Here is a 26,855-nt window from a genome sequence, read left to right as displayed (position 1 = left end):
CTGCGGCGGGTGCCGGCTCACGGAAGGCGTCGGTCGGCGGAGTGCTGGTGGTCGCCGGACCCGACGAGGAGGTGCAGCAGGCGGTGCTGAACCGCCTCCACCGCATCGCCGTCGCCTCGGGCCACGCCGTCCTCGCCACCGTCCACGACGAGCGCATCGGGTACGTCGTCCCGCTCCGGATCGACCCGGACGGCGCCAGCCACTTCGCCGGAGAACCGGTCCCCATGGAGCCGGCCCAGGAACCCGGACGGGCCGACCAGACACAGCCGCCTGCCCATGCCCAGGCCCCTGTCCAGGCCCAGGTGCGGCTTCCGGCCCAGGCGACGGCGCCGACCGGCGCCGTACCCCTTTCGGCGGAACCCGCCCCGCCGTCGCGCCCCGAGCACGATCGGCCCACCCACGTCCTGCGCCCCGTGGCGGACCCGAACCCCGCGCAGGAGCCGGCAGCACGGGCCCCGGCGTCGGCACCGACCCCGGCTCCCGCTCCCGTGCGCGACAGCGCACCCACCTTCCGGCTGCGGCCGGTGCCCGAGTCGGCGGAAGCCGTACCTCCCGGCACGGTCGCGCCGCCGACGGGTGAGTTCGGCCCGCCCCCGCCCATGGACCCGAGGCCGTACCCCGCCCCCGAGGCAGACCGCACCCGGCACCCGGCACCCGCTCAGGCACCGTCGGCGCCTCAGGCACCCCCGACACCCCCGGCGCCCTCAGCGCCTCCCATACCCCCGGCTGACCGGATACCGGACCCGCTCCCCCGGCCGACCGGATACCGGGTCCGCTGCCGCCGGCCGACCGGATACCGCCCCCGACACCAGGGGCCGCTCCTCCCCGCACCCCCGAATCGGCTGCGGAGGCCGAGTCCGAACCCGCCCTCGACCCGGACCTCAAGCCGACCCCGCCCCGCGGTTTCGACGCCGTGGCGGAGGCGGTGCTCGGGGACGAGCCGCCCGGCACCCCGGGCGAGACCCACCTGGCCGAGCCCATGGGCCGGATCAACGACGCCGTTCGGGCGGGCCGGATCGACACGGCGGCGCGACTTGCCGGTGAGACGGTGACCGAGGCGTCGCAGACGCTGGGGCCCGAGCACCCGGAGGTGCTCAAGCTGCGCGAGCTGTCCGCGTACATCGCCTACCTGGGTGACGAGCCGCTCCACGCCTTCCGGCTCTCCCTCGACCTCGCCGGGATCCACCGCAGGGCGGGCGACGCGGAGGCCGCCTACGGCAACGTCCGCAGCGCGGCCACCGCCTGGCGCGCGGTGCGCGATCCGCTGCGCGGGCTGGAGCTGGGGCGCGGGCTGATCGAACTGTGGACCGAACTCGCCGCCGAGGACGGCCCGGCCGCCGACGAGATCGAGGAACTGGAGTCCGCTCGCACCCGCATGAGCCGGCTGACCGACCGCGCCCGCGCCCAGCACGGGTGAGTGGGCGCGGGGCGCGGGGCTCAGTGCACGCAGTACTCGTTACCTTCCGGGTCCGTCATCACGGTCCATGAACCGGACGGCTCCCGCACCTGCCGCAGCACCCTCGCGCCGAGCCGCTCCAGCCGCCGCACCTCCTCCCGGCGCCCCTCACCGGGATGCAGGTCGAGGTGGAGCCGGTTCTTGACCGTCTTCGCCTCCGGCACCCGCTGGAAGAGCAGCCGCCGCCCCAGACCCGTGCCGCTCTCCTCCTCGTACGGGTCGTCGGGATGCCGGACCGCGATCAGGTCCCGGAAGGCGCGGCGGCCGTGGTGCTCGACGGTGAGGTCGGCCGGTACGGCGCCCCGGCCGAGCAGTTTCTCGATGAGCGGGCTGTTGTCCTCGACCGTGTACCCGAGGGCGGCGGCCCAGAAATCGGCCTGCGCGTGGGGGTCGACCGCGTCGATGACGAGCTTCCAGTGCACGGGAGCGACGGGAGCGACAGGGGTGTCGGCGGTGTCGGGCGTGGGTGATGCCGGCGGCTGCGTCATGCGGCCATTCAACGCGCTGAGGAGCGTTACGGCCGGACCTTCGGCGCATCCAGCGCGTCCAGTGCGCCCACCACGACCGCGGGGTTCGCCACGACCGACGGGTCCACCGGGACCGCCGCCGCGCCGGTTGTGGCCGCGGCCGACGCCCTCGCGCGCTCGGTGGCGAGTACGCGGGCGGACCGGCGGGCGGTGCGCAGCGCGTCCCAGGTCAGCAGCATGAGCGCCAGCCACACCAGCGTGAATCCGGCCCAGCGCTCGGGCGGCATGGCCTCCTTGAAGTAGAGGATGCCGAGCAGGAACTGGAACACCGGGGCCAGGTACTGGAGCAGCCCCATGGTGGACAGCGGTACGCGGATGGCGGCGGCGCCGAAGCAGACCATGGGGAGCGCGGTGACGAGGCCGGTGGCGGCCAGCAGCGCCGCGTGTCCCGCTCCCTCGACGCCGAAGGTGGATCCGCCCCGGCTGCCCAGCCAGAGCAGATAGCCGAGCGCGGGAAGGAACTGGATGGCCGTCTCGGCGGCCAGCGATTCGACGCCGCCGAGGTTGATCTTCTTCTTCACCAGTCCGTACGTGGCGAAGGAGAAGGCGAGGCAGAGCGAGATCCACGGCGGGCGGCCGTAGCCGATGGTGAGGACGAGCACCGCCGCGAAGCCGACCCCGACCGCCGCCCACTGCACGGGCCGCAGCCGTTCCTTCAACAGCAGGACACCTATGGCGATGGTGACCAGCGGGTTGATGAAGTAGCCGAGGGAGGCCTCGACGACATGCCCGGAGTTCACCGACCAGATGTAGACGCCCCAGTTCACGGTGATGACCGCCGCGGCGACGGCGACCAGGGCCAGTCTGCGCGGCTGCCGCAGCAGCTCGCCGAGCCAGGCCCAGCGACGTATGACGAGCAGGGCGGCGGCCACGAAGAGCAGCGACCAGACCATCCGGTGGGCCAGGATCTCCACGGCTCCGGCGGGCTTCAGCAGTGGCCAGAAGAGGGGAACGAGCCCCCACATGCCGTAAGCCGCGAAGCCGTTCAGCAGTCCTTTACGCCGCTCGCCGTCCGACTTCTCGGTCACGGGCCGCCCTCCTTCTTGCCTGACGCGTGCCTGGGGCGAGCGACGCTCGCCCGGACGACGGTAACGCCGGACGCCCCCGCGTGTCATGCCCGTACCGGGACACGGTCATGACGAGCGGGGGCGTCGGGTCCGAGGGCCGCCCGAGGCCTGCTCTGGGGCCCACCCCGGGGTCTGCCCCGGTGGTCAGGCCTTCAGCGCGGCGGCGATGGCGTCCGCGATCGGGGTGGTCGGGCGGCCGATCAGGCGAGTCAGGTCGCCGCTGGTGACGACCAGCTCGCCCTTCTCGATGGAGACGTCCGTGCCCGCGAAGATGGCGGCCACCGGCTCGGGGAGCCCGGCGCCGGTCAGGATGCCGGTGAGCGCCTCGACCGTGACCGGCTTGTGGACGATCTCCTTGCCGGTCTGGCGGCTCAGCTCGGCCGCGTACTCGGCGAGGTCCCACGACTCGTCGCCGCCCAGCTCGTACGTCTTGTCCTCGTGGCCCTCGCCGGTCAGCACGGCGACGGCGGCCGCCGCGTAGTCGGCGCGCGCGGCGGAGGAGAGACGGCCCTCGCCGGCGGCGGAGACGACCGCGTGGTGCTCCAGCACCGGGGCGAGGTTCTCGGTGTAGACCTCGTGGTACCAGCCGTTGCGCAGCAGGACGTACGGCACGCCGGAGTCGAGCAGTGCCTTCTCGGTGCCGCGGTGGTCGTCGGCGAGCGCGGCGGTCAGCGTTCCGAGGGCGCTGGTGTAGGCGAGCAGGGAGACACCGGCGGCCTTGGCGGCGTGGATGACGGCCGTGTGCTGTGCCACCCGGTCCGCGCCGACCTCGCTGCCGGAGATCAGCAGCACCTTGTCGCCGGCCGTGAACACGCCCTCGAGGGTTTCGGGGGCGTTGTAGTCGGCGACCGCGATCCGTACCCCGCGCTCCGCCAGGTCCGCGGCCTTCCCGGCGCTGCGTACGACGGCGGTGACCTGCTCGGCCGGAACCTTCTCCAGGAGCTGCCCCACGACGTGGCGGCCCAGGTTTCCGGTGGCTCCGGTGACGACGATGCTCATGATCAGAACTCCTTGTGGGGGTGCGTATGGCACTAACCTTAAGAGCTGCGCTAACTATGGGAAAGTACCCACTTTGAAGTAAGGTACCGGCATGACGGTAAGTGACGTGTCCGTTCGGGAGGGCGAGGGCCGGCGGAGCGCGCGTGAGGCGATGTGTCCGCACCGCCTGGTCCTGGAGCATGTGACCAGCCGCTGGGGGGTGCTCGTGCTGATCCGCCTCCGGGAGCGGCCCCACCGCTTCAGTGAGCTGCGCCGCGCGATCGGCAGGGTCAGCGAGAAGATGCTCACCCAGACCCTCCAGACACTGGAGCGGGACGGGCTCGTCCACCGTGACGCCAAGCCGGTGATCCCGCCGCGGGTCGACTACTCCCTCACCGACCTGGGGCTGGAGGCGGCTGAGCAGGTGAGCGCGCTGGCGCTGTGGACCGAACGGCGCATGGACGACGTACTGACCGCCCGGAAGGCGTACGACGAGGCCCGGACGCTCTGAAGCGTCCGGGCCTCGGGTCCGTACGGGCGGGTGGCCGCCGGGTGTCGGCCGGTGGTCGGGGTCAGCCGACGACCGTCCACGTGTCGTTGCCCGCGAGCAGCGCGCCGAGCTCGCCCTTGCCGTGCTGCTCGACGGCGTTGTCCAACTGCTCGGCCATCAGCGTGTCGTACACCGGGCGGTCCACGGAGCGGAAGACGCCGATCGGGGTCTGGTGCAGGGTGTCCGGATTGGCGAGCCGGGACAGCGCGAACGCGGTGGTCGCCGACGCCGAGTGCGCGTCGTGGACCAGGATCTCCGCCTCGTTCTCCGGCGTCACCGCGACCACCTTCAGATCGCCGGTGGCCCGGTCCCGTACGACGCCCTTCGAATTGTCGGCGCCGAAGCGGAGCGGGCTGCCGTGCTCCAGCCGGATCACCGCATCCTCGGCCTGCTGGCGGTCCTTGAGGACCTCGAAGGCGCCGTCGTTGAAGATGTTGCAGTTCTGGTAGATCTCGATCAGTGCCGTGCCCGGATGGGCGGCGGCCTGCCGCAGTACCTCGGTGAGATGCTTGCGGTCCGAGTCGACCGTGCGGGCCACGAAGGACGCCTCCGCGCCGATCGCCAGCGACACCGGGTTGAACGGCGCGTCCAGCGAGCCCACCGGCGTCGACTTGGTGATCTTGCCGATCTCGGAGGTCGGCGAGTACTGGCCCTTGGTGAGGCCGTAGATCCGGTTGTTGAACAGCAGGATCTTCAGATTGACGTTCCGGCGCAGCGCGTGGATCAGGTGGTTGCCGCCGATGGACAGCGCGTCCCCGTCACCCGTGACGACCCATACGCTCAGGTCGCGCCGGGACGTCGCCAGGCCCGTCGCGATGGCGGGGGCGCGGCCGTGGATGGAGTGCATCCCGTAGGTGTTCATGTAGTACGGGAAGCGGGACGAGCAGCCGATGCCGGAGACGAAGACGATGTTCTCCCTCGCCAGTCCGAGCTGGGGCATGAAGCCCTGCACGGCGGCGAGGACCGCGTAGTCGCCGCAGCCGGGGCACCAGCGCACTTCCTGGTCGGACTTGAAGTCCCTCATGGACTGCTTGGCCTCGGCCTTGGGCACCAGGGAGAGCGCCTCGCCGAGGGATGGGCCGCCTCCCGGCATCGTCTCAGTCATCGATGGCCTCCTTCAGCGCCTTGGCAAGCTGCTCCGCCTTGAACGGCATGCCGTTCACCTGGTTGTACGAGTGGGCGTCGACCAGGTACTTCGCCCGGATCAGGGTGGCGAGCTGGCCGAGGTTCATCTCGGGTACGACCACCTTCTCGTAACGCTCCAGGACCTCCCCGAGATTCCGCGGGAAGGGGTTGAGATGGCGCAGATGGGCCTGGGCGATCGCGCCACCTGCGCCCCTGATGCGCCGTACGGCCGCGGTGATCGGCCCGTAGGTGGAACCCCAGCCGAGGACCAGCACCCTGGCGTCGCCGTCCGCGTCGTCGACCTCCAGGTCGGGGACCTCGACGCCGTCGACCTTCGCCTGCCGGGTACGCACCATGAAGTCGTGGTTGGCCGGGTCGTAGGAGATGTTGCCCGTGCCGTCCTGTTTCTCGATGCCGCCGATCCGGTGCTCCAGACCCGGGGTGCCCGGGACCGCCCACGGCCGGGCCAGGGTGTGCGGGTCCCGCTGGTACGGCCAGAACACCTCGGTGCCGTCGTCCAGGGTGTGGTTGGGGCCGCGGGCGAACCGCACGCTCAGATCCGGCAGCTCCTCCGGGTCCGGGATGCGCCACGGCTCGCTGCCGTTGGCCAGATAGCCGTCGGAGAGCAGGAACACCGGGGTCCGGTAGGTCAGCGCGATCCGGGCCGCTTCCAGGGCCGCGTCGAAGCAGTCGGCCGGCGTGCGCGGCGCGACCACCGGGACCGGGGCCTCGCCGTTGCGCCCGTACATCGCCTGGAGCAGGTCCGCCTGCTCGGTCTTGGTGGGCAGGCCCGTGGACGGACCGCCGCGCTGGATGTCCACGATCAGCAGCGGCAGCTCCAGCGACACCGCGAGACCGATCGTCTCGGACTTCAGGGCCACCCCGGGGCCGGACGTCGTCGTCACGGCGAGCGAACCGCCGAAGGACGCGCCCAGCGCGGCGCCGATGCCGGCGATCTCGTCCTCGGCCTGGAAGGTCCGCACACCGAAGTTCTTGTGCCGGCTCAGCTCGTGCAGGATGTCCGAGGCCGGGGTGATCGGATACGACCCCAGGAACAGCGGCAGATCCGCCTGCCGGGAGGCCGCGATCAGGCCGTACGCCAGGGCCAGGTTGCCGGAGATGTTGCGGTACACGCCCGGCGGGAACGCCGCGGCGGCCGGGGCCACCTCGTAGGAGACGGCGAAGTCCTCCGTCGTCTCGCCGAAGTTCCAGCCCGCCCGGTACGCGGCGATGTTGGCCGCCGCGATGTCCGGCTTCTTGGCGAACTTCGATTTCAGGAACTTCTCCGTGCCCTCGGTGGGCCGGTGGTACATCCAGCTCAGCAGCCCGAGCGCGAACATGTTCTTGCTGCGCTCGGCCTCCTTGCGGCTGAGGTCGAAGTCCTTCAGCGCCTCCACCGTCAGTGTCGTCAGCGGCACCGGATGGAGGCTGTAGCCGTCGAGCGAACCGTCCTCCAGCGGGTTGCTGTCGTACCCGACCTTCTGCATCGCCCGCTTGGTGAACTCGTCCGTGTTGACGATGATCTCCGCGCCGCGCGGCAGATCCCCGATGTTCGCCTTCAGCGCGGCCGGGTTCATCGCCACCAGTACGTTCGGCGCGTCACCGGGAGTGAGGATGTCGTGGTCGGCGAAGTGGAGCTGGAAGGACGAGACGCCCGGCAGGGTGCCGGCCGGGGCGCGGATCTCGGCCGGGAAGTTCGGCAGCGTCGACAGGTCGTTGCCGAACGACGCCGTCTCCGAGGTGAAGCGGTCACCGGTGAGCTGCATGCCGTCACCCGAGTCCCCCGCGAACCTGATGATCACCCGGTCGAGGCGGCGGACGTCCTTCGCTCCCGCCGGTTTGCGCTGCCCTCCTAGGACTGTTCCGTCGGTCTGCTCCGCTGGGCTGCTGACCTGGCTGGTCACTGAACTGGACCTCCTCGAGGCGCTGTCCGGGACCGGCCCTCCCGCAGGCCGTCCCTGGATCAAGCCTACGTCCGTGAGGGTCGCCTTCCTCAGGCCATTCGCATCTTGGACACGACTTCGAGATGCCCGGTGTGCCGACGTGTCCCGCCTTTTGCCCGGATTCCCCCCACCGCCGAGCCCGGCTGCCGAGCCCGGCCCCTTCACTTCAAAGGACGCCGCCCGCTCGCCGGCGGTTCGGCCGGGGGCGGACCCGGCGGTCAGGAGTTGAGGTAGGTGAGCACGGCCAGCACCCGGCGGTGATCGCCGTTGCTCGGGGACAGGCCCAGCTTCAGGAAGATGTTGCTGACGTGCTTCTCCACGGCCCCGTCGCTCACCACCAGCTGCCGGGCGATCGCCGAGTTCGTCCGTCCCTCGGCCATCAGCCCCAGGACCTCCCGCTCGCGCGGGGTGAGTCCCGCGAGGACGTCCTGCTTGCGGCTGCGGCCGAGCAGCTGCGCGACCACCTCTGGGTCCAGGGCCGTACCGCCCTGGGCCACGCGCACCACCGCGTCCACGAACTCACGCACGTCGGCCACCCGATCCTTGAGCAGATAGCCGATGCCGCGGCTGGAGCCGGCGAGCAGCTCCGTGGCGTAGCGCTCCTCCACATACTGGGACAGCACCAGCACCCCGACACCCGGATGCGCCTTGCGCAGCTGTACGGCGGCCCGCACCCCCTCGTCGGTGTGCGTCGGCGGCATCCGGACGTCGGCCACCACGACGTCCGGGAGCTCGCCCTGACCGTCCAGCTCGGTGATGGTCCTGAGCAACGCGTCACCGTCGCCGACCCCGGCCACGACCTCGTGCCCCCGGTCGGTCAGCAGCCGGGTCAGGCCCTCCCGCAGCAGCACCGAATCCTCGGCGATGACCACGCGCACCCTGTCCTCCATGTTTTCTCGGCCCCCGCCCCTCCTCCGCGCCCGCCCGTACGGCAGGCCCGGCTGACGGGACCAGCATTCCAGTATCCGGTGGGCGATGCGGAGGGGGCGACGCGAGGAGGTGCGGGGCCGGGCCCACCGCCCGTCCCCGCACACCTGCCGTTCGGGTTCCTTCCCGGCTCCCTCGGCCGCTGCTCAGCCGCGCCTCATTCGCCGCTCAGCCGCTGCTCACCACCGGGTCGCCGCGTCCGCCCGGCCCGCCACGGCAGCTCCGCCGTCACCCGGGTCGGACCGCCGGCCGGTGAGTTCACCACCAGGATTCCGTCCACCGCGTCCAGCCGCTCCGCCAGCCCGGCGAGTCCGGACCCCCCGGACACATCGGCGCCGCCCACACCGTTGTCCTCGACCTGCACCATCAGCCGGTTCTCCGTACGCCACACCTCCACGGCCGCCCAGGTCGCCCGCGCGTGCTTGCTGATGTTCTGCAGCAGTTCCGAGACCGTGAAGTACGCGATGCCCTCGATCGCCGGCGCCGGGCGCTCGGTCAGATCCACCTCGACCCGCACCGGGACCGTGCACCGGGAGGCCACCGACGACAGCGCAGCGTCCAGCCCCCGGTCCGTCAGCACGGCCGGATGGATGCCGCGCGCCAGGTCCCGCAGCTCCTGCAGCGCCGTCTTCACCTCGCCGTGCGCCTCGTCCACCATGTGCGCCGCGGCCCGCGGGTCCTCCCGCAGCTTCTCCTTCGCCAGTCCCAGATCCATGGCCAATGCCACCAGCCGGGCCTGCGCCCCGTCGTGCAGATCGCGCTCGATGCGCCGCAGGTCCGCCGCGGCCGTGTCCACCACGGCCCCCCGGTCCGACTCCAGCTCCACCACCCGCGTCACCAGCCGCGACGGCCCGAGCAGCCCGTGCACCAGCAGCCTGTCCCCCATGGTCAGCGCGCGCACGATCCACGGCGTGGTGAGGGTGAACAGCAGTCCGATCAGCGCGGTCACCGTGATCTCGAAGGGGTTGTCCAGATGGATCCGGTGCTGCCCGTCGCCGTACAGCTGGATCCCGCCCTGACCGGCGTACACCGGGAACACCCAGAACCACAGCGGATACGTCAGCAGCGACCAGCCGATCGTCCAGAAGGTCACCGAGACGACGAAGGAGAACGTCGCCCACGGCAGATGCAGCACCGCGTACAGCAGGGACCGCCACGAGGCACCGCTCTTCAGCACCGCGCCCAGCCAGGCCGTGAACCCCTGCCGCTTCATGCGCAGCGGCTCCGGCTCGACCACGTCCAGGCCCAGCAGTCCCCGGGCCCGGGCCCGCTCCAACGCCCCGAACCCGCGGCATCCGGCGAGCCCGGCGGCCAGCACCGGAACGCCGAGGAAGGTCACCAGCAGACCGGCCCCCAGCGACACCATCGTGACCGCGTAGGTGAACAGCAGAATGCTGATCGGCAGGCTCAGCAGTACATATGCCAGCTCGCGCCAGATCCGTCCCCCGACCGGGGCCCGCAGCACGGCCGGCAGCCGGTGTCGCCGCTCACCGGCCCTCCCGGGATACCCGGGGTGCCCGGCGGGCGTGCTGTCGAGCCCGTAGCCCTGTCCGTACTCCGTGGCCATCGGCGTCGTCCTTCTCCTCGTCCGGCGGCTGTGCTGTCGTATCTCCAGACTGCTGGGCCGCAGGTCGGCGGACCATGGAGTACGTCGCAGTCTTGGACGGGGGTTTTCCCCACCTCTCGCCGCTCGGAGCCCGGCCTGTCCGGCGGAGCATGCCGCAGACACGGGGTCCGGCACGCCAGACACGGGGGCCGGCACGCCCTCCCCAAGCCCTTCGAGCGGGGGGACCCCAGCGGCGTTGTCGTCGCTCGCCGACTCCTCCGCACTCGAACACTCTCGTGCGGGCCCCCTCGCCCCCGCCCACCCGAGCCGATGAGGCACCGCCGATCCCCGCGACCTGATCCACCGGACAGGCCCTACGACCGCGGGCGGGCCGTTCGCGCGTCCTCGGCGAGGGCGCCGGAACGGTCCCGCCACGGCAGCTCCGCCGTCACCGTCGTCGGGCCGCCCTCCGGCGACTCCACGACGAACAGGCCGTCGACCGCGCCCAGCCGGTCCGCCAGACCCCGCATCCCCGTACCGCCGTCCAGACTCGCTCCCCCGCGGCCGTCGTCCTCCACCTGGATGAGCAGCCGGCCGTCCACCCGCCACACCTCGACCGTGGCCGAACGCGCCGCGCTGTGCTTGCTGACGTTCTGCAGCAGCTCCGAGACCGTGAAGTACGCGATGCCCTCGATGGCCGCGGCCGGCCGCTCGGTGAGGTCGACCGTCACCTTCACCGGCACCGTGCAGCGCGAGGCGACCGACGACAGCGCCGCGTCCAGCCCCCGGTCCGTCAGGACCGCCGGATGGATGCCGCGGGCCAGATCCCGCAGCTCCTGCAAGGCCAGCTTCACCTCGCCGTGCGCCTCCGCGACCATCGACGCCGCCGTGTCGGGATCCTCCAGCAGCTTCTCCTTGGCCAGCCCCAGCCCCATGGCCAGGTTGACCAGCCGGGCCTGCGCCCCGTCGTGCAGATCGCGCTCGATGCGCCGCAGATCCGCCGCGGCCGTGTCGAACACGACACCCCGGTCGGACTCCAGCTCGGCGATGCGCCGCTCCAGTTCGTCGGAGGGCGAGAGCAGACCGCGCACCATGGCCCGGTCCGCGTTGGCCAGCCCCCGCGCGATGAACGGCAGCACCGGCCACAACACGAACAGCGAGGTCAGCGTGACGGTGAAGGTGACGATGCCCCACGGCAGCCGTATCGCCTCGTAGAGCACCGTGCGCCAGCCCACCGGGTCCTTCAGCGCCATCCACACCCGTGGCAGGAACCCTCCGGCACCGCGCAGCGGCAGCCGGCTCGGTTCCTCCACCCGCACCCCGAGCAGCGCCCTGGCCCGCGCCCGCTCCGCCCTGCCCAGCCACCGCGCACCCGCCAGACCGGCCGCGAGCAGCGGGAGCCCGATCACCGTGACCGTCAGCCCGAGGCCGGTGAACAGCACGGTCGCGACATAGGTGAAGCCGACCAGCGACACCGGAAGGTTCGCCAGGAGGTGGGCGATCTCCCGCCAGGTGTGCCGGTCGTAGGCGAGGCGGGCCGGCGGCGGACGGTCGTCGGGAGCGGGGAGAGGTTCGGTCATGGGTCTCAGCGTGCCCGGCCACGGGGGCCCGCGCCATGAGGTGGGCCCCTGAGATGCACGGGGGAAATCCCCACCCCTGGTACCCAGGGGCGACGGGCTGCTTACAGCCTCCTTATAAGGGCCTAGACTCCCGTGCGTACAGATCGTCGACAGCGAGGGGCGGACGTGCGGGAACCGACCGGCGTCGATCCGAGCGTGATCGCTTCGCAGTACGTCGCGGCGGACTACTTCCAGGCGTATTCGGTCGTCGGAATGCTCGCCGTCGTCGGTGTGCTGTTCGTCGCTGTCGCCTTCGGCGCGGGACGCCTGCTGCGGCCGGTGGTCCCCACCCCCGAGAAGCTCATGACGTACGAGTGCGGAGTCGACCCCGTCGGCGAGGGCTGGGCCCACACCCAGGTCCGCTACTACGTCTATGCCTTCCTCTATGTGATCTTCGCCGTCGACTCGATCTTCCTCTTCCCCTGGGCCACCGTCTTCGCCGCCGACGGCTACGGCGCGACCACCCTGGTGGAGATGTTCATCTTCCTCGGCTTCCTCGCCGTCGGCCTGCTGTACGCATACAAGAAGGGCGTCCTGACATGGACGTGACCCCCACCAACTCATCGGGCGTCGGGGCGGGCCCCGGGGCGGCCCCCGGGGCGGGCTCCGGACCGGTCCTGCTGCCGGATCCCGCCGTACTTCCCGCCGAGGGCGGGGAAGCTCGGCGCGCTCTCCCGGCTCGCCCCCGAGCCGATGAAGGTCATCCTCAACTGGGGCCGCCGCTACTCGCTCTGGGTCTTCAACTTCGGCCTCGCCTGCTGCGCGATCGAGTTCATCGCCGCGTCGATGGCCCGCCACGACTTCATCCGTCTCGGCGTCATTCCCTTCGCGCCGGGGCCGCGCCAGGCCGACCTGATGGTCGTCTCCGGCACGGTCACGGACAAGATGGCACCCGCGGTGAAGCGTCTGTACGAGCAGATGCCCGAGCCGAAGTACGTCATCTCGTTCGGCGCGTGCAGCAACTGCGGCGGGCCGTACTGGGACTCCTACTCCGTCACCAAGGGCGTCGACCAGATCATCCCGGTCGACGTCTACGTTCCCGGCTGCCCGCCGCGGCCCGAGGCGCTGCTCCAGGGAGTCCTGAAGCTCCAGGAGAAGATCGCGCGGGAGTCGCTGGGGGAGCGGTACGGGGCGGGCGAGCGGGGTGCCCCGGGCACCCGGGGTGCGTCGGTGGCGGCGCTGCGGAGCGGGTTGGTGAAGCCGCCGACGCCGGGGGAGTCCGGTGCGGCGAAGTCCGGCGGGGGGAGGACCGGTGACCGCGGTCGGCTGGCTCCCCGCCGACGTCGAGGAGCTGTTCGGTACGGAGGCCACGGCCGAGGAGTCGTACGACGTCCTGACCGTCGACGTCCCGCCGGCCTCCTGGATCCCGGCCCTGGAGGCCGCCCGCGACCGGCTCGGCTGCACGTACTTCGACTGGCTGAGCGCGGTCGACGAGCCCGGCACGGGCTTCCGCGTCACCGCGCACGTCGTCGCCCTCTCCCCGGTCCGACGCCTGCTGCTGCGGACGACGGTCCCGCACGAGGCCCCGACGCTGCCCTCCGCCGTGGATGTCTACGCGGGGGCCGCCTGGCACGAGCGCGAGACGCACGAGATGTTCGGCGTCGCCTTCACCGGCCACCCGGCCCTGGACCACCTGCTCCTGCCGGACAACTTCGAGGGCCACCCGCTGCGCAAGGACTTCGTCCTCGCCGCCCGCGTCGCCAAGGCCTGGCCCGGCGCCAAGGAACCCGGGGAGTCCGAACACGGCGGCCCGAAGCGCCGCCAGATGCTTCCCCCGGGCGTTCCCGACCCGAACGAATGGGGTCCCCTGAAGGGCCAGCTCCCCCGGCTCCGGCCCGGCCGGCCCGTGGCGCGGGCAGGGCGGCCGCCGGCACGGGACGCACCCCCGGCGAACGCCCGGTACGCCGCACCCGTACGGCGGCGCAGGGCTCGGCGAGCCAGTCCGCCCCGGCAGGAACCGAGGGCGGCTCCGTGGGCCGGCCCACGGAGCCGCCCTCGGACCGGCCCACGGAGCCGCGCCGCACCCGCTCGGCGGCCGAGGGCTCCACAAGCCGGCGGGCCGCGGGCGCCACCCCCGAACCACCGACCGCCGACACCCCGGCACGGTCCGAAGCGGCACGGTCCGAAACACCCACGCCGACCCCGCCTCCCGCACGTCCGGCGCGTCCCACGCGTCGTGCCCGCAGCGCGAGCGAGGGTTCGGCGTCCCAGCGCGCCGAGGCGCCGCCGCCGGAGCCCACCGAAACAGAGGCGCCGGACGAAACCGGGGCGTCGGGCACCGAGCCCGCTGCCGTGCCCACCGGGGACAGCCCGGACGACAAGTCCCCCGCCGCACCGCGCAGCCCGGACGCCCCCTGGCACCACGCCCGCCCCGCCTACGCCCCGCCCGAATCCGGACGCGATTCCGAGCCCGGACGCGAGCCCGAGCCCGAAGCCCGTCCCGAACCGGAACCGGGCCCCGCGGCACCCGAAGACCCCGACCCCTCAGGAGGTCCGTAGTGAACGACGTACTCGACGTCGCCCTGCGACTCCTGGTCGTCTTCGTCGTCTTCCTCACCTTCCCCCTGATCGTCGGGCAGACCGAGCACAAGGTGATGGCCCACATGCAGGGCCGTCTGGGCCCGATGTACGCGGGTGGCTTCCACGGCTGGGCCCAGCTCATCGCCGACGGCGTGAAGTTCGCGCAGAAGGAGGACGTGGTCCCGGCCGGTGCGGACCGCCGTGTCTTCCAACTCGCTCCAGCCGTCGCCCTCCTGCCGTACCTCCTGGTCCTGCTCGCCATCCCGATCGGGCCGGGCGAGGGCGCCGTCGGGCAGGTGCTGGACGCGGGCGTGTTCTTCGTCCTCGCGGTGATGGGCGTCGGCGTCCTCGGCTCGCTCATGGCCGGGTGGGCCTCCGCCAACAAGTACTCCCTCCTCGGCGGCCTGCGTACCGCCGCCCAACTCCTCGCCTACGAACTGCCGATGCTGCTCGCCGCCGCCTCGGTGGCGATGGCGGCCGGCACCGTCTCGCTCGTCGGCATCCTCGACGCCTTCGCGTGGTGGTGGCTGCCCTGGCAGATCGTCGGCGCGATCGTCTTCTTCGTCGCCGGCCTCGCAGAACTCCAGCGTCCGCCCTTCGACATGCCCGTCGCCGACTCGGAGATCATCTTCGGGGCGTACACCGAGTACACCGGCCTGCGGTTCGCGCTCTTCCTGCTCGCCGAGTACGCCGGGATCGTCGTCCTGTGCGGTCTGACCACCGTCCTCTTCCTGGGCGGCTGGCACGGTCCGTGGGGCGCCGACGGCCTCGGCTGGGTCTGGACCCTGCTGAAGACCGCGGTCCTCGCCTTCGTCGTCATCTGGCTCCGTGTCACCTATCCCCGCCTGCGCGAGGACCAGTTGCAGAAGCTCTCCTGGACCCTCCTCGTGCCCCTCGCCCTCGCCCAGATCGCCCTCACCGGCGTCGTCAAGGTGGTGATCTCCTAGCCATGGCACCCCTTCCCGGCTTCTCTGGCTTCCCCGGCTCCGGCCTGGCCAAGGGCCTGGCCGTCACCCTGCGGACGATGACGAAGAAGTCCGTCACCGGCCAGTACCCGGACACCCAGCCCGACCTCGCGCCCCGCACCCGCGGTGTGATCGGCCTGTTCGAGGAGAACTGCACGGTCTGCATGCTGTGCGCCCGCGAGTGCCCGGACTGGTGCATCTACATCGACTCCCACAAGGAGACCGTCCCGGCGGCGACGCCCGGCGGCCGCGACCGCAGCCGCAACGTCCTCGACCGCTTCGCCATCGACTTCTCCTTGTGCATGTACTGCGGTATCTGCATCGAAGTCTGTCCTTTCGACGCCCTGTTCTGGTCACCCGAGTTCGAGTACGCCGAGACCGACATCCGCGAACTCACCCACGAACGCGACAAGCTCCGCGAGTGGATGTGGACGGTCCCGGCCCCGCCGGCCCTCGACCCCGCCGCCGAGGAACCGAAGGAACTCGCCGCCGCCCGCAAGACGGCCGACAAGCTGGCCGCCACCCGGGCCGCCGCGGAGACCGATCCGCGGTCCGGGCCGCCGACCGCCGGCCCGACCGAGCCGAAGGGGGAGGAGTCGTGACCCTCGCCGCAGCCGCCGGCACGGCCCCGCAGGGCTTCCTCTCCCCGACCGGTGTGGAGATCGCCTTCCTCCTCGTCGGCCTGGTCACCTTCGGCGCCGCCGTCGTCACCGTCACCACCAGGCAGCTGGTGCACGCCGCCCTGTGGCTGGTGGTGGCCCTCGGCGGACTCGCCGTCGAGTACCTCCTGCTCACGGCCGAGTTCATCGCCTGGGTGCAGGTCCTCATCTACGTGGGTTCGGTCATCGTCCTCCTGCTGTTCGGGCTGATGCTCACCAGAGCCCCCATCGGCCGCTCCCCGGACGCCGACTCCGGCAACCACTGGGTCGCCCTCGCCGTGGCCGTCGCCGCCGCTGCCGCCCTGGTCTGGGTTGTCGTCGACGCCTTCCGCACGACCTGGATCGACCTGGACGGCGCGTCCGCCGGCTCCACCGATGTGACGGGCGCGAGCCTCTTCCAGCACTGGGTCCTCCCCTTCGAGGCCCTCTCCGTCCTCCTCCTGGCCGCCCTCGTCGGCGCGATCGTCCTCTCCCGCCGGGCGAAGGCGGGCACCCCGAGCGCGCCCGGCGCGACGAGCACCCCCGGCACCCCGAGCGCCCGTGCCCCGGGCGCGGCGGCCGCCCGCCGGGACACGGAGGGGGACCGCTGATGCACCTCGCCTATCCCGCCGTACTGTCCGCCCTCCTGTTCTGCACCGGCCTGTACGGAGTCCTCGCCCGCCGCAACGCGATCCTGGTCCTCATGTCGGTCGAGCTGATGCTCAACGCCGTCAACCTGAACCTGGTCGCCTTCGACGTCTGGCTCAGCAGGACCGCCGAGGAGACCCTGCACTCCGGTCAGGCCCTCGCCCTGTTCACGATCGCCATCGCCGCCGCCGAGATCGGCATCGGTCTGGCGATCGTCCTCGCCGTCCACCGCAGCCGCGGTACCGCGGACATCGACAAGCTCCGCGACACCGCCGAGGGCCACGACCCCAACGACACGGGCGGCACGGGCGGCCCCGTGGTCGACGGCGACGCCGGCGCCTCCCCGACCCAGGCGGACGCCACGAAGGCTGAGGCCACCGCGTGACCACGACCACCCTCGCCGTCCTCGTCCCCCTCCTTCCCTTCCTCGGCGCGGTCGCCGGACTGCTCCTGGGCCGCACGGCCCCCGGTTTCGTCCGCCCGCTCGCCGTCCTGCCGACCGTCGCCTCCCTCGCGCTGGCCGCCGCGGTCGCCGCGCGCCAGGGCGGCGACCGGGCCGTCGACGCAGCCACCGAGCTGACCCCCACCGGCTCGGTCCCCATCGAACTCGCCCTGCACATCGACGGCTTCGCCGCCCTCACCGCCGTGCTCGTCGGTGTCGTCGCCACCTGCGTGCAGATCTACTCGACGGGCTACCTCCGCGACGACCCGCGCTACCCCTCCTACGCGGCCCTCGTCTCCCTGTTCACCTCCGCGATGCTCCTCGTCGTCTACTCCGGCGACCTGATGGTGCTGCTGGTCGGCTGGGAAGTCATGGGCATCTGCTCCTACTTCCTGGTCGGCCACTACTGGGAGACCCCCGAGGCCCGCGCCGCCTCCCTGAAGGCCTTCCTGGTCACCAAGCTCGGCGACGTCCCCTTCCTCATCGGCCTGTTCGCCCTCGCCGGTGACACCGGCTCCTTCCGCCTCACCCGCATCCTCGACGCCGTCGCGGGCGGCGGCGTCGAGCACCCCACACTGATCGCCCTGCTCCTCCTGGCGGGCGTGGCGGGCAAGTCGGCGCAGTTCCCGCTGCACACCTGGCTCCCCGACGCGATGGCGGGCCCCACCCCCGTCTCCGCGCTGATCCACGCCGCGACGATGGTCGCCGCCGGTGTCTACTTCGTCGCCCGTCTCCTCCCGCTCTTCGAGTCCTCCCGGGCCGCCATGACCGTCCTCGCCGTCATGGCCGCCGTCACCATGGCCGGCTCGGCGCTCGGCGCTCTCGCCCAGGACGACATCAAACGGGTCCTCGCCTACTCGACGATCGGCCAACTCGGCTACATGACCGGCGCCCTCGCCGTCGGCGACCGGGGGGCCGCCGTCTTCCACCTCCTGTCCCACGGCGCCTTCAAGGCGCTGCTGTTCCTCGCGGCCGGCGTGATCATCCACGCCGCCGGCACCAACTCGCTGGCCGCCATGTCCCGCATGAGCCACCTGCGCGACCGCGTTCCCGACGCCTACTGGACGATGACCGTGGCGCTCCTCGCGCTCGCCGCGATCCCGCCGTTCAGCGGCTTCTTCTCCAAGGAGGCCGTCCTCGGGGTCGCCGAACACGTCGTCACCGGCCACACCGGGCAGGCCCCTGCGGCCGCGGGCTGGATCGTCCTCCTCGCCGGCCTGGCCACCGCCCTGCTCACCGCGGCGTACGCGGTGCGCCTGTGGCTGCTGGCCTTCCGCGGACACGGCACCGAGGCCCCCGACCACGGCAGGCAGCCCCTCACCATGACCGCCGTGCTGTGGGTGCTCGCCGTCCCGTCCCTCGCGCTCGGCGGCTTCGCCTTCCGCGCACTGCCCGACTGGTTCGACGGCCACGACCTGACCCCGACCCTCACCACCTCCGTGCTCGGCACGGGTGTGGCCCTGGTCGGCGGCATCGTCACCTATGCCACCTGGCGCCACACGACCGCACACGCCCCCCGCGTCCCCCTCGGTGCCGTCGCCGCCCACCCGCACGGCGACGCCGGACAGGTCGAGGCGGAGGCCGTCGCCAGTCACGAACCCGCCTACGGGGACCTCGCGTACGTACCCGACCCGTCGGACCCCGGACGGCTGCTGCTCGGCCCGCTGCACCGCCACGCGGCCGCCGGGTTCCACCTCGACGCCGTGTACACGACCCTCTTCGTCCGCCCCGTCCAGGCGGCGGCCTCTCTCGTCCGGTTCCTCGACCGCGAGGTCGTCGACACCTACGTACGCGGCGCGGGAGCGCTGCCCCGGTGGCTCGGGACCGCCGTACGACGCGCCCAGACCGGCAATCTGCAGACCTATGTGAGCGCGCTGCTCGTCGGCACCGTCGTCCTCGCGGTCGCCGTCGTCCTCCTCGCGACGGGAGCGTGAGCAGACATGATCGATATCAACGAGTCCGTGATGCGGTTCCTTCTGGCGTTTCTCGTCGTCGGCCCACTCCTCGGCGCCGTCGCCGCTCTCCTGCCGGCCCCGCCCGGACTCAAGGGGACATCACCCGACCAGGCCGTGCTCCGGCACGGCGTGACGGTCACCGGCGCCGTCCTCATCGCGACGATCGCCCTCGCGCTCGGCTTCGACCACGACCAGCCGTCGAAGATGCAGGCCACGACCGACATCAGCTGGATCCCCGCACTCGACGTACGGATCCACCTCGGCACCGACGGCATCTCCCTCCCCCTTCTGGTCCTGACCGCGCTGCTGACCTTCCTCAGCGCGCTGTACACATACTTCAAACCGCCCGCGGGCCCGTCCCCGAAGGCATTCGTCGCCCTGCTGCTCGTCCTCGAATCCGGCACCCTCGCGGCCTTCGCCGTCCTGGACCTGATCCTTTTCTTCCTCGCCTTCGAGATGGTCCTGATCCCGATGTACTTCCTCATCGCCCGCTGGGGCGGCGAGGGCCGGGCCGGGGCCGCCTGGAAATTCATCCTCTACACGCTGCTCGGCTCCGTGGTCATGCTGCTCGGCCTGCTCCTGATCGGAATCAAGGCGGGCACATTCGACATGGTGGCACTCGCCACTGACAACGGTCGGTCACTGACCGTGTCCGTGCAGGTCGTCGCCGTTCTGGCGATCGGGATCGGGCTCGCGGTCAAGACCCCGATGTGGCCGCTGCACAGCTGGCTGCCCGACGCCCACACCGCCGCCCCCACCGTTGGCTCGGTCCTGCTGGCCGGCGTCCTGCTGAAGATGGGCACGTACGGGTTCGTACGGATCCTGCTCCCCGTCGCACCGGACGGTTTCCGCACCTTCGCGCCCTCCCTCGGCGCCCTCGCCGTCGTCGGCATCATCTACGGGTCCCTCGCCTGCCTGGCACTCGCCAAGGAAGGCGCCAAGGGCGACCTCAAACGCCTCATCGCCTACTCCTCCGTCGGCCACATGGGCTTCGTCCTCCTCGGCATCGCCACCATGACCCCGACCGGCGTCAACGGCGCCCTGTTCGCCAACATCGCCCACGGCCTCGTCACCGGCCTGCTCTTCTTCCTCGTCGGCGCCCTCAAGGACCGCACCGGCACCGTCGACCTCGACACCTTGGCCCGCCCGTCGCCCGACCGGCACGCCTCAGCGACCGGCGCCGCCCTCTACGGCAGGGCACCGCGCCTCGGCGGACTGCTCGCCTTCGGCGCCGTCGCCTCCCTCGGCCTGCCCGGCCTCGCCGGCTTCTGGGGCGAGATGCTGGCCCTCTTCGGCGCCTTCGAACCCGCCGCCGGACTCAGCCGCCCTGCCTTCCTCACCTTCATGTCGATCGGCGCCTTCGGCACCCTGCTGACCGCGGCCTACCTGCTGATCGTGGTCCGCAGGGTCTGCATGGGCGCCAAGCCGCAGGAAGCCCCCGCCCTCACCGACGTCCGCGGCTACGAGTTCGCGGCCTGGACCCCGCTCGTCGTCCTCACCGTCGTCACCGGACTGTGGCCCGGCGCCCTGATCGGACTGACCGATCCGGCCGTGCAGCAGCTCCTCGCAGGAGGCACCCGATGAGCTCCCTCGTCCAGTCCGTCGACTGGCTGGCCATCGCACCGCCCACCCTCGCGGCCGTCGCCGGACTCGCCGTCCTCGTCACCGACCTGTTCATCGGCGAGGCCAGGAAGCAGCTGCTCGGCGGGCTCGCGGTCACCGGACTCGCCGCCGCCACGCTCATGCTGCTGCCCCTCCTCGACGCCGACCGCAGCACGTTCTGCCTGGTCGGCGACCCCGGAGTGTGCAGCTACACCGCCGACCGCTTCACCCTCGTCATCCAGTTCCTGGTGTTCGGCGGCGCGCTCCTGACCGCCCTCCTGTCGGTCACCGTCCTCAAGGACGCGGACAAGCGGCTCCCCGAGGGCGAGTACTGGTTCCTGCTCCTGTCCTCCGCCGCGGGCGCCGCCCTCCTGCCCGCCGCCCGTGACCTCGCCACGCTCGTCGTCGCCCTGGAGGTCGCCTCCCTGCCCGCCTTCGCCCTGGTCGGTCTCCGCCACGGCAACCGGAAGTCGTCCGAAGCGGCCCTGAAGTTCTTCCTGTCCTCCGTCACCGCCACCGCGGTCAGCCTCCTCGGCATCAGCTTCCTCTACGCCACCACCGGAACCCTCCACCTCACCCTGGTCGCCGAGCGCATCCAGACCGTCGACGGACAACTCCACACGCTCGCCCAGGCCGGCGTCGTCCTCACCCTCGTCGGCTTCGCCTTCAAGACGGCCGCCGTCCCCTTCCACTTCTGGGTGCCCGACACCTACGTCGGAGCCCCTCTGCCCATCGCCGCCTACCTGTCCGTCATCGGCAAGGCGGTCGGCTTCACCGGCCTGATCCTCGTCACCGTCGTCACCCTCCCGTCGTACGCCAACGTCTGGGGCCCGGCCCTCGCCGTACTGGCCGCCCTCACCATGACCGTCGGCAACGTCGGCGCCCTCAGACAGCAGGCCACGCGCGCGTACAGCGCGGTACGCCTCCTCGCGTGGTCCTCCGTCGGCCAGGCCGGCTACCTCCTGGTGCCGATCGCCGCCGCCGCGTACTCCGGCGACGCCGAGAAGTCGATCGGCTCCACGCTCGCCTACGCCCTCATGTACGGCGCGGTGAACCTCGGTGCCTTCGCCGTCGCCGCCCTCGTCGGCCGCACTCAGTCCCTCAACCGGGTCTCCGACTACCGCGGCCTGTACGCCTCCAGCCCGCTCACCGCCCTGCTCCTGGCCTTCTTCCTGCTGTGTCTCGCCGGACTCCCGCCCGGCATCATCGGCCTCTTCGCCAAGGTCACCGTCTTCTCCGCGGCCGTCGACGCCGGACTCGGCTGGCTCGCCGTGGTCATGGCCGTCAACGTCGTCATCGCCCTGGTCTACTACCTCCAGTGGACGGCACTGCTGTTCCGCGCCCCCGAGGGCGAACCGGCCGAGCACCGCGTCCCGCTCCCGCTCACCGCCGCGATCACCCTCACCGGAGTCCTCGGCATCGCCCTGTCCGGCGCGCCCCAGCTGATCCTGCGCCTCACTGGCACCGGTCTCTTCTGACGCTCCGGGGCCGGCCCGGCAACCCCGCCCCGTGGCCCGTCCGAGGCCCCGGCGGCCCGCTCGACAACCCCCGGCCCACGTGGTGACCGCCCGTTCGGCGACCGCGCGTTTCGGCCACCGGGCCGAGCGGCGAACACGGCGTCGCGGCCGCCGTCACCCGGACGGTTTACACGCGCCACCGCGCGCACAAGGGAACTAGAGCCCCCCGCCTGGCGTTGACGAATACGGGAGGGTCCACTGGACGTGAGGCCAGGACACCCGGGACCATCGCAGGTCAGAAGGAAGGCCGGCGAACCAGAGTCCCCCGCCGCACGACTTGGAGGGCGTACAGTGCACCGCCGGCACAACGGGCTCAGGACCGCGGTCCTCCTCGGGGGACTGTCCGCACTCATCATCGTCATCGGCAGCTTCTTCGGCCGCATGGGGCTCGTTGTCGCCGTCGTGATCGCCCTGGGCACCAACGCCTACGCGTACTGGAACAGCGACAAGCTCGCCCTGCGCGCGATGCGCGCCCGCCCGGTGAGCGAGTTCGAGGCCCCGGGGCTGTACCGCATGGTCCGCGAGCTCTCCACCCAGGCCCGCCAGCCCATGCCCCGCCTGTACATCTCCCCGACCGAGGCACCGAACGCGTTCGCCACCGGCCGCAACCCGCGCAACGCCGCCGTGTGCTGCACCGAAGGCATCCTGCGCCTGCTGGACGAGCGCGAACTGCGCGGCGTCATCGGCCACGAACTCAGCCATGTCTACAACCGCGACATCCTGATCTCCTCGGTCGCCGGCGCCCTCGCCTCCGTGATCATGTTCCTGGTGAACTTCGCCTGGCTGATCCCGATCGGCCGCTCCGACGACGACGACGGCCCCGGCCTCCTCGGCATGCTGCTGATCATGATCCTGGGCCCGCTCGCCGCCTCCCTCATCCAACTGGCCATCAGCCGCTCCAGGGAGTACGAGGCCGACGCCTCCGGCGCCCAGCTGACCGGCGACCCCCTTGCCCTCGCCAGCGCACTGCGCAAACTCGAACTGGGCACCAAGCAGCTCCCCCTGCCGCCCGAGCCCCGCATCGAGACAGCCAGCCACATGATGATCGCGAACCCGTTTCGTCCGGGTCAGGGATTCGCGAAGATGTTCTCCACCCACCCGCCCATGACCGAACGCATCGCCCGACTCGAGAAGATGGCAGGTCGCACGCAGTGAAGACCATCCTGAACGTCATTTGGCTCGTCCTGAGCGGCTTCTGGCTGTTCCTCGCCTACCTGCTCGCGGGCGTCCTGCTGTGTATCACGATCATCGGCATCCCCTTTGGCCTGGCTGCCTTCCGTATCGGTGTCTACGCCCTCTGGCCCTTCGGGTACACGACGGTCGAGCGTCGGGACGCGGGCGCCCCCTCCTGCATCGGGAACGTGCTGTGGCTGCTCCTCGCCGGCTGGTGGCTGGCCCTCGGCCACATCGCCACCGGCATCGCCCTGTGCGTGACGATCATCGGCATCCCGCTCGGCATCGCCAACTTCAAGCTGATCCCCGTCTCGTTGCTCCCGATGGGCCGCGAGATCGTACGAACCGACCAGCCGTTCTCGGCCCGCCTGTAGCGCGGTACGGGCGGGCTGTAGCGCGGTACGGGCGGGGAGCGGGCCGGGCGGGAAACCGAACCGGGTTTCCACCGCTCTCCTCTTCGGGCCCCATGCGGACGACCCCGACCACGCCTGGTTCGTCGACGCCCCGAGCCGCACGGGCCGGCTGCGCGCATGGATCGATGGCACGGGCTGGTACGAGGAGGAGAACGAGGGGACGGATCTCGCCCCGTGGACCGACTTCCCCCCACGTGTGACGGCGGCGCACGCGCCCTGAGCGACCTCCGGCAGGGCGCGGGGCGGCGGCCACCACCGTACTCGCCCTACTCGTGGTGCCCTACCGCCCGGTGGTCCTCCCTCCACCCCACCGTCGCACCCCGTAGGCCGCCGCACCCACCGCCAGCACCCCCGTGCCGATGGCGACGGAGACCGCGGGCAGTGAGAACGCCAGGACCAGGCACCCGGCCAATCCGAGGGCAGGCAGCACCCGTGCCGCCGGCCCCGGGCGAAGCGTCCAGGCCGACGCGTTGGCCACCGCGTAGTACGCCAGCACCCCGAAGGAGGAGAACCCGATCGCGCCCCGCACGTCCACCGTCGCGGCCAGGAGGGCGACCACCACTCCCACGGCCAGCTCCGCCCGGTGCGGCACCTGGAACCGGGGATGGACGGCGGCCAGGGCGCCCGGCAGATGCCGGTCCCGGGCCATGGCCAGCGTTGTCCGCGAGACGCCCAGAATCAGGGCGAGCAGCGACCCCAGCGCGGCCGCGGCCGCCCCCACCCGTACCACCGGCGTCAGCTCCGCAACCCCTGCCGCCCGCACCGCGTCGGCCAGCGGCGCACCGGCATCCCCCAGCCCCCCTGCCCCCAGCACCGAAAGGACGGCGATCGCGACAGCCGCGTACACGACCAGCGCGATACCCAGCGCCAGCGGGATCGCGCGCGGGATGGTGCGCGCCGGATCCCGCACCTCCTCACCCAGGGTCGCGATCCGGGCGTACCCGGCGAAGGCGAAGAACAGCAGGCCTGCCGCCTGGAGCACCCCGCCCGCGCCGCCCGACGTCCCGACGGCCAGGCGCCCGGCATCGGCCTGTCCCGAGGTCAGACACACGACCACCACGAAAGCGAGGACGGCCAGGACCACGGCCACGATCACCCGGGTCAGCCACGCCGACTTCTGCACACCGCCGTAGTTCACCGCGGTCAGCGTCACGACGGCGGCGACCGCAACGGCGTGAGCCTGCCCCGGCCAGACGTACGCGCCGACGGTGAGCGCCATCGCCGCACAGGAGGCGGTCTTCCCGACCACGAACGCCCAGCCCGCGAGATAGCCCCAGAACTCCCCGAGCCGCTCCCGTCCATAGACGTAGGTGCCGCCGGAGGCCGGATACAGGGCGGCGAGGCGGGCCGACGACGTGGCGTTGCAGTAGGCGACCACGGCGGCGACCGCGAGCCCGAGGAGCAACCCGGATCCGGCTGCCTGCGCGGCGGGCGCCAGAGCGGCGAAGATCCCGGCCCCCACCATGGAGCCGAGCCCGATGACGACGGCGTCTCCCACGCCGAGCGTGCGGCGCAGTTCGGAACCGGAATGGGCTGTCATGAGATCGCACCCTACTGATCACGGCAACCGTCACACGTACACGCGTCGTCCTACGCACCAAGACAGCACGAACATCTGGACCGGAGTCACCGGCCGGGGCAGGTGAGAGCACCGCGCGAGAGGGCAGGGTTCATGGCATGACGATCATCAGCTGGATCATTCTGGGACTGTTGGCCGGAGCGATCGCGAAGTTCCTGCTGCCGGGCCGCGACCCGGGCGGTCTCATCGGCACGACCCTGATCGGCGTCGCCGGGGCGTTCATCGGCGGCTGGATATCGGCCCGTTGGCTCGACCACTCGATCACCAAGGACTTCTACGACGGCGCCACCTGGGCCGCCGCGATAGGCGGCTCACTGGTCCTCCTGGTCGCGTACCGCCTCCTGTTCGGCCACTCACGCGACTGACCGCACCCCGGAATCCCGGCCGACGGACGAGAAGGGCGGGCACCCCAAGGCGCCCACCCTCCTCACACGCGGTGCGCGAGGCGCACGCGTCGACCACGGACGTCACCGGCGAGAGCCCACACCCGCCCCCACGCCCATGGCTCCTCCAGCTAGCGATAGTTGACGAACTGGAGGGCGAAGTCGAAGTCCTGGCCCTTGAGCAGGGCGATGACGGCCTGCAGGTCGTCGCGGCTCTTGGAGCTGACCCGCAGTTCCTCACCCTGCACCTGGGCCTTCACACCCTTGGGGCCCTCGTCGCGGATGAGCTTCGCCACCTTCTTCGCGTTCTCCTGGGAGATGCCCTCCTGGATCGACGCGAAGATCTTGTACTCCTTGCCCGAGAGCTGCGGCTCGCCGGCGTCCAGGGCCTTCAGCGAGATGCCCCGCTTGATCAGCTTGGACTGGAAGACGTCGAGGACGGCCTTCACCCGGTCCTCGGAGTTCGCCTCCAGGAGGATCTTCTCCCCGGACCACGAGATCGAGGCACCCACGCCCTTGAAGTCGTAGCGCTGCGAGATCTCCTTGGCGGCCTGGTTGAGGGCGTTGTCGACCTCCTGCCGCTCGACCTTCGAGACGATGTCGAAACTGGAGTCGGCCATGTCCTGTGGCTCCTTGTATCAGGGTGCGTATCGGGCCGCTTATCGGGCTGCGGCCCGGATGCGTACCGGCTACCGGCATACGTGGGCGGCCCTCGGGCCCGGCATCGGTCCCGGGCCGCCATCCGCACAAGCCTAGTCACCCCCCGGGCCTCCGGGCGGCGATCAATCGGGTGGCGAAGCACCCCTGCCCATCAGGTATCGTTTACGTCGTTGCCACGGAGCGCCACCACAAGGCGGTTCGAGGGCAGCAAGCTTGGCGGTGTGCCCGAGCGGCCAAAGGGAGCAGACTGTAAATCTGCCGGCTCAGCCTTCCCAGGTTCGAATCCTGGCGCCGCCACAAGGGGAGACCCCCTCCGGACTGCGGAAACGCGGTGCGGAGGGGGTCTTCGCGTTGTGGGGCGAGGGGCGGGGGACACTGGCGCCATGTCGCCGCGTCGTAGGCAGTGCCCCGAGTGCCGTCGTGAGATCGCCGTCGTGGCCGGGCGGTACGCGCGTCACGATCCGCCCGGCGCGCGGGGGAGCGGGGAACTCACCTCGTGCGCGGGGTCCCGTCAACACGCCGGGCTCGGCGCCGAGCAGCGCGCGCTGGACGGGTACGTCGTACCGGAGTTCCCGGGGCAGATGCCTCTGTTCTAGCCGCCCCGGGAAGCCTTCCAGTGGCT

The 26,855-nt window shown here is 71.6% G+C and carries 25 protein-coding genes, 1 tRNA gene and 2 pseudogenes; 17 read left to right on the top strand and 11 right to left on the bottom strand.

Annotation, left to right across the window (positions count from 1 at the left end):
- Window positions 1–17 precede the first annotated feature (17 nt).
- Window positions 18–278, bottom strand: a complete 261-nt coding sequence (locus WJ438_RS17400; RefSeq protein ID WP_406726067.1) for a hypothetical protein — start codon at window positions 276–278, stop codon at window positions 18–20.
- Window positions 279–913: 635 nt separating this feature from the next.
- Here WJ438_RS17400 and WJ438_RS17395 point away from each other — a divergent pair.
- Window positions 914–1,417, top strand: a complete 504-nt coding sequence (locus WJ438_RS17395) for a hypothetical protein (RefSeq protein ID WP_406726066.1) — start codon at window positions 914–916, stop codon at window positions 1,415–1,417.
- Between the two features lie 20 nt (window positions 1,418–1,437).
- Here WJ438_RS17395 and WJ438_RS17390 read toward each other — a convergent pair whose 3' ends face one another.
- The 3 genes from WJ438_RS17390 to WJ438_RS17380 all read right to left on the bottom strand — a co-directional run bounded on the left by WJ438_RS17390 (window position 1,438) and on the right by WJ438_RS17380 (window position 4,049).
- Complete coding sequence (locus WJ438_RS17390) at window positions 1,438–1,944, bottom strand: VOC family protein (RefSeq protein WP_406726065.1); 507 nt, start codon at window positions 1,942–1,944, stop codon at window positions 1,438–1,440.
- 26 nt (window positions 1,945–1,970) lie between these two features.
- A complete protein-coding gene (rarD, locus tag WJ438_RS17385) occupies window positions 1,971–3,011 on the bottom strand; it encodes an EamA family transporter RarD (RefSeq protein WP_406726064.1) in 1,041 nt (346 codons plus the stop codon).
- A 183-nt stretch (window positions 3,012–3,194) separates the two neighbouring features.
- Complete coding sequence (locus tag WJ438_RS17380; RefSeq protein WP_406726063.1) at window positions 3,195–4,049, bottom strand: SDR family oxidoreductase; 855 nt, start codon at window positions 4,047–4,049, stop codon at window positions 3,195–3,197.
- Between the two features lie 91 nt (window positions 4,050–4,140).
- On the opposite strand from WJ438_RS17380, the gene WJ438_RS17375 reads away from it, so the two are divergent.
- On the top strand, window positions 4,141–4,539 hold the full coding sequence (locus WJ438_RS17375) for a winged helix-turn-helix transcriptional regulator (protein WP_406726062.1): 399 nt from the start codon (window positions 4,141–4,143) through the stop codon (window positions 4,537–4,539).
- A 61-nt stretch (window positions 4,540–4,600) separates the two neighbouring features.
- Here WJ438_RS17375 and WJ438_RS17370 read toward each other — a convergent pair whose 3' ends face one another.
- The 5 genes from WJ438_RS17370 to WJ438_RS17350 all read right to left on the bottom strand — a co-directional run bounded on the left by WJ438_RS17370 (window position 4,601) and on the right by WJ438_RS17350 (window position 11,699).
- Complete coding sequence (locus WJ438_RS17370) at window positions 4,601–5,683, bottom strand: 2-oxoacid:ferredoxin oxidoreductase subunit beta (RefSeq protein WP_406726061.1); 1,083 nt, start codon at window positions 5,681–5,683, stop codon at window positions 4,601–4,603.
- Window positions 5,676–7,607, bottom strand: a complete 1,932-nt coding sequence (locus WJ438_RS17365) for a 2-oxoacid:acceptor oxidoreductase subunit alpha (RefSeq protein ID WP_406726060.1) — start codon at window positions 7,605–7,607, stop codon at window positions 5,676–5,678. The genes WJ438_RS17370 and WJ438_RS17365 overlap by 8 nt, the downstream gene beginning before the upstream one ends.
- A 257-nt stretch (window positions 7,608–7,864) precedes the next feature.
- Window positions 7,865–8,536: a LuxR C-terminal-related transcriptional regulator gene (locus WJ438_RS17360; RefSeq protein WP_406726059.1), complete on the bottom strand. Its 672-nt coding sequence runs from the start codon at window positions 8,534–8,536 to the stop codon at window positions 7,865–7,867.
- A 194-nt stretch (window positions 8,537–8,730) separates the two neighbouring features.
- Window positions 8,731–10,140 carry a sensor histidine kinase gene (locus WJ438_RS17355; RefSeq protein ID WP_406726058.1) on the bottom strand — a complete coding sequence of 470 codons (1,410 nt, stop codon included), beginning with the start codon at window positions 10,138–10,140 and terminating at the stop codon, window positions 8,731–8,733.
- A gap of 353 nt (window positions 10,141–10,493) precedes the next feature.
- Complete coding sequence (locus WJ438_RS17350) at window positions 10,494–11,699, bottom strand: sensor histidine kinase (RefSeq protein ID WP_406726057.1); 1,206 nt, start codon at window positions 11,697–11,699, stop codon at window positions 10,494–10,496.
- Window positions 11,700–11,864: 165 nt separating this feature from the next.
- On the opposite strand from WJ438_RS17350, the gene WJ438_RS17345 reads away from it, so the two are divergent.
- From WJ438_RS17345 to WJ438_RS17290, 12 genes and pseudogenes are all read left to right on the top strand, one after another.
- Window positions 11,865–12,287: an NADH-quinone oxidoreductase subunit A gene (locus WJ438_RS17345; RefSeq protein ID WP_406726056.1), complete on the top strand. Its 423-nt coding sequence runs from the start codon at window positions 11,865–11,867 to the stop codon at window positions 12,285–12,287.
- Window positions 12,278–12,989 (top strand): annotated as a pseudogene (locus tag WJ438_RS17340) (NADH-quinone oxidoreductase subunit B); the annotation flags it as partial. The gene WJ438_RS17345 and the pseudogene WJ438_RS17340, both read left to right, overlap by 10 nt.
- A gap of 1 nt (window position 12,990) precedes the next feature.
- Window positions 12,991–14,237, top strand: a pseudogene (locus WJ438_RS17335) (NADH-quinone oxidoreductase subunit C).
- Window positions 14,237–15,205, top strand: coding sequence for an NADH-quinone oxidoreductase subunit H (locus WJ438_RS17330; RefSeq protein WP_406729718.1), 969 nt, complete (start codon window positions 14,237–14,239; stop codon window positions 15,203–15,205). The pseudogene WJ438_RS17335 and the gene WJ438_RS17330 overlap by 1 nt, the downstream one beginning before the upstream one ends.
- A 2-nt stretch (window positions 15,206–15,207) precedes the next feature.
- Window positions 15,208–15,825 carry a NuoI/complex I 23 kDa subunit family protein gene (locus WJ438_RS17325; RefSeq protein WP_406726055.1) on the top strand — a complete coding sequence of 206 codons (618 nt, stop codon included), beginning with the start codon at window positions 15,208–15,210 and terminating at the stop codon, window positions 15,823–15,825.
- Entirely contained in the window at window positions 15,822–16,472 is a 651-nt protein-coding gene (locus WJ438_RS17320; protein WP_406726054.1) for an NADH-quinone oxidoreductase subunit J, read from the top strand. Before WJ438_RS17325 ends, WJ438_RS17320 begins: the two co-directional genes overlap by 4 nt.
- Window positions 16,472–16,894, top strand: a complete 423-nt coding sequence (nuoK, locus tag WJ438_RS17315; RefSeq protein ID WP_406726053.1) for an NADH-quinone oxidoreductase subunit NuoK — start codon at window positions 16,472–16,474, stop codon at window positions 16,892–16,894. The genes WJ438_RS17320 and nuoK overlap by 1 nt, the downstream gene beginning before the upstream one ends.
- The gene (locus WJ438_RS17310) at window positions 16,891–18,885 is read left to right on the top strand and encodes an NADH-quinone oxidoreductase subunit L (RefSeq protein WP_406726052.1); all 1,995 of its coding nucleotides are present in this window, start codon (window positions 16,891–16,893) and stop codon (window positions 18,883–18,885) included. Before nuoK ends, WJ438_RS17310 begins: the two co-directional genes overlap by 4 nt.
- A gap of 6 nt (window positions 18,886–18,891) precedes the next feature.
- Window positions 18,892–20,490 carry an NADH-quinone oxidoreductase subunit M gene (locus tag WJ438_RS17305; protein ID WP_406726051.1) on the top strand — a complete coding sequence of 533 codons (1,599 nt, stop codon included), beginning with the start codon at window positions 18,892–18,894 and terminating at the stop codon, window positions 20,488–20,490.
- The gene (locus WJ438_RS17300) at window positions 20,487–21,986 is read left to right on the top strand and encodes an NADH-quinone oxidoreductase subunit N (protein ID WP_406726050.1); all 1,500 of its coding nucleotides are present in this window, start codon (window positions 20,487–20,489) and stop codon (window positions 21,984–21,986) included. Before WJ438_RS17305 ends, WJ438_RS17300 begins: the two co-directional genes overlap by 4 nt.
- Before the next feature lie 330 nt (window positions 21,987–22,316).
- Complete coding sequence (htpX, locus tag WJ438_RS17295; protein WP_406726049.1) at window positions 22,317–23,180, top strand: zinc metalloprotease HtpX; 864 nt, start codon at window positions 22,317–22,319, stop codon at window positions 23,178–23,180.
- Window positions 23,177–23,572, top strand: a complete 396-nt coding sequence (locus WJ438_RS17290) for a YccF domain-containing protein (protein WP_406726048.1) — start codon at window positions 23,177–23,179, stop codon at window positions 23,570–23,572. Before htpX ends, WJ438_RS17290 begins: the two co-directional genes overlap by 4 nt.
- 319 nt (window positions 23,573–23,891) lie before the next feature.
- Here the strand turns inward: WJ438_RS17290 and WJ438_RS17285 are convergent, their stop codons facing one another.
- Window positions 23,892–25,151 carry an APC family permease gene (locus tag WJ438_RS17285; protein ID WP_406726047.1) on the bottom strand — a complete coding sequence of 420 codons (1,260 nt, stop codon included), beginning with the start codon at window positions 25,149–25,151 and terminating at the stop codon, window positions 23,892–23,894.
- A gap of 137 nt (window positions 25,152–25,288) precedes the next feature.
- On the opposite strand from WJ438_RS17285, the gene WJ438_RS17280 reads away from it, so the two are divergent.
- Window positions 25,289–25,555, top strand: coding sequence for a GlsB/YeaQ/YmgE family stress response membrane protein (locus WJ438_RS17280; protein ID WP_406726046.1), 267 nt, complete (start codon window positions 25,289–25,291; stop codon window positions 25,553–25,555).
- Between the two features lie 149 nt (window positions 25,556–25,704).
- Here WJ438_RS17280 and WJ438_RS17275 read toward each other — a convergent pair whose 3' ends face one another.
- Complete coding sequence (locus tag WJ438_RS17275; protein WP_109381551.1) at window positions 25,705–26,193, bottom strand: YajQ family cyclic di-GMP-binding protein; 489 nt, start codon at window positions 26,191–26,193, stop codon at window positions 25,705–25,707.
- A gap of 255 nt (window positions 26,194–26,448) precedes the next feature.
- Here WJ438_RS17275 and WJ438_RS17270 point away from each other — a divergent pair.
- Window positions 26,449–26,530 (top strand) — tRNA-Tyr (locus WJ438_RS17270).
- Between the two features lie 86 nt (window positions 26,531–26,616).
- The gene (locus tag WJ438_RS17265; protein WP_406726045.1) at window positions 26,617–26,829 is read left to right on the top strand and encodes a hypothetical protein; all 213 of its coding nucleotides are present in this window, start codon (window positions 26,617–26,619) and stop codon (window positions 26,827–26,829) included.
- The last annotated feature ends 26 nt before the right edge of the window (window positions 26,830–26,855 follow it).

It is taken from the genome of Streptomyces sp. GD-15H, from assembly GCF_045291515.1.
Classification (GTDB): Bacteria; Actinomycetota; Actinomycetes; order Streptomycetales; family Streptomycetaceae; genus Streptomyces.
Note: the sequence above shows the minus strand (reverse complement) of the source record. Positions and strands in the feature narration are given on the sequence as shown.

Bases quoted from the DNA above. Each gene is read 5' to 3' on its own strand.
- WJ438_RS17390 (WP_406726065.1), bottom strand. From the start codon at position 1,944: ATGACGCAGCCGCCGGCATCACCCACGCCCGACACCGCCGACACCCCT.
- WJ438_RS17280 (WP_406726046.1), top strand. From the start codon at position 25,289: ATGACGATCATCAGCTGGATCATTCTGGGACTGTTGGCCGGAGCGATC.
- WJ438_RS17360 (WP_406726059.1), bottom strand. From the start codon at position 8,536: ATGGAGGACAGGGTGCGCGTGGTCATCGCCGAGGATTCGGTGCTGCTG.
- WJ438_RS17305 (WP_406726051.1), top strand. From the start codon at position 18,892: ATGATCGATATCAACGAGTCCGTGATGCGGTTCCTTCTGGCGTTTCTC.
- WJ438_RS17285 (WP_406726047.1), bottom strand. From the start codon at position 25,151: ATGACAGCCCATTCCGGTTCCGAACTGCGCCGCACGCTCGGCGTGGGA.
- WJ438_RS17325 (WP_406726055.1), top strand. From the start codon at position 15,208: ATGGCACCCCTTCCCGGCTTCTCTGGCTTCCCCGGCTCCGGCCTGGCC.
- WJ438_RS17380 (WP_406726063.1), bottom strand. From the start codon at position 4,049: ATGAGCATCGTCGTCACCGGAGCCACCGGAAACCTGGGCCGCCACGTC.
- nuoK (WP_406726053.1), top strand. From the start codon at position 16,472: ATGCACCTCGCCTATCCCGCCGTACTGTCCGCCCTCCTGTTCTGCACC.
- WJ438_RS17300 (WP_406726050.1), top strand. From the start codon at position 20,487: ATGAGCTCCCTCGTCCAGTCCGTCGACTGGCTGGCCATCGCACCGCCC.
- WJ438_RS17355 (WP_406726058.1), bottom strand. From the start codon at position 10,140: ATGGCCACGGAGTACGGACAGGGCTACGGGCTCGACAGCACGCCCGCC.
- WJ438_RS17400 (WP_406726067.1), bottom strand. From the start codon at position 278: ATGGGCAGGCGGCTGTGTCTGGTCGGCCCGTCCGGGTTCCTGGGCCGG.
- WJ438_RS17350 (WP_406726057.1), bottom strand. From the start codon at position 11,699: ATGACCGAACCTCTCCCCGCTCCCGACGACCGTCCGCCGCCGGCCCGC.
- WJ438_RS17265 (WP_406726045.1), top strand. From the start codon at position 26,617: ATGTCGCCGCGTCGTAGGCAGTGCCCCGAGTGCCGTCGTGAGATCGCC.
- WJ438_RS17370 (WP_406726061.1), bottom strand. From the start codon at position 5,683: ATGACTGAGACGATGCCGGGAGGCGGCCCATCCCTCGGCGAGGCGCTC.
- WJ438_RS17375 (WP_406726062.1), top strand. From the start codon at position 4,141: ATGACGGTAAGTGACGTGTCCGTTCGGGAGGGCGAGGGCCGGCGGAGC.
- WJ438_RS17275 (WP_109381551.1), bottom strand. From the start codon at position 26,193: ATGGCCGACTCCAGTTTCGACATCGTCTCGAAGGTCGAGCGGCAGGAG.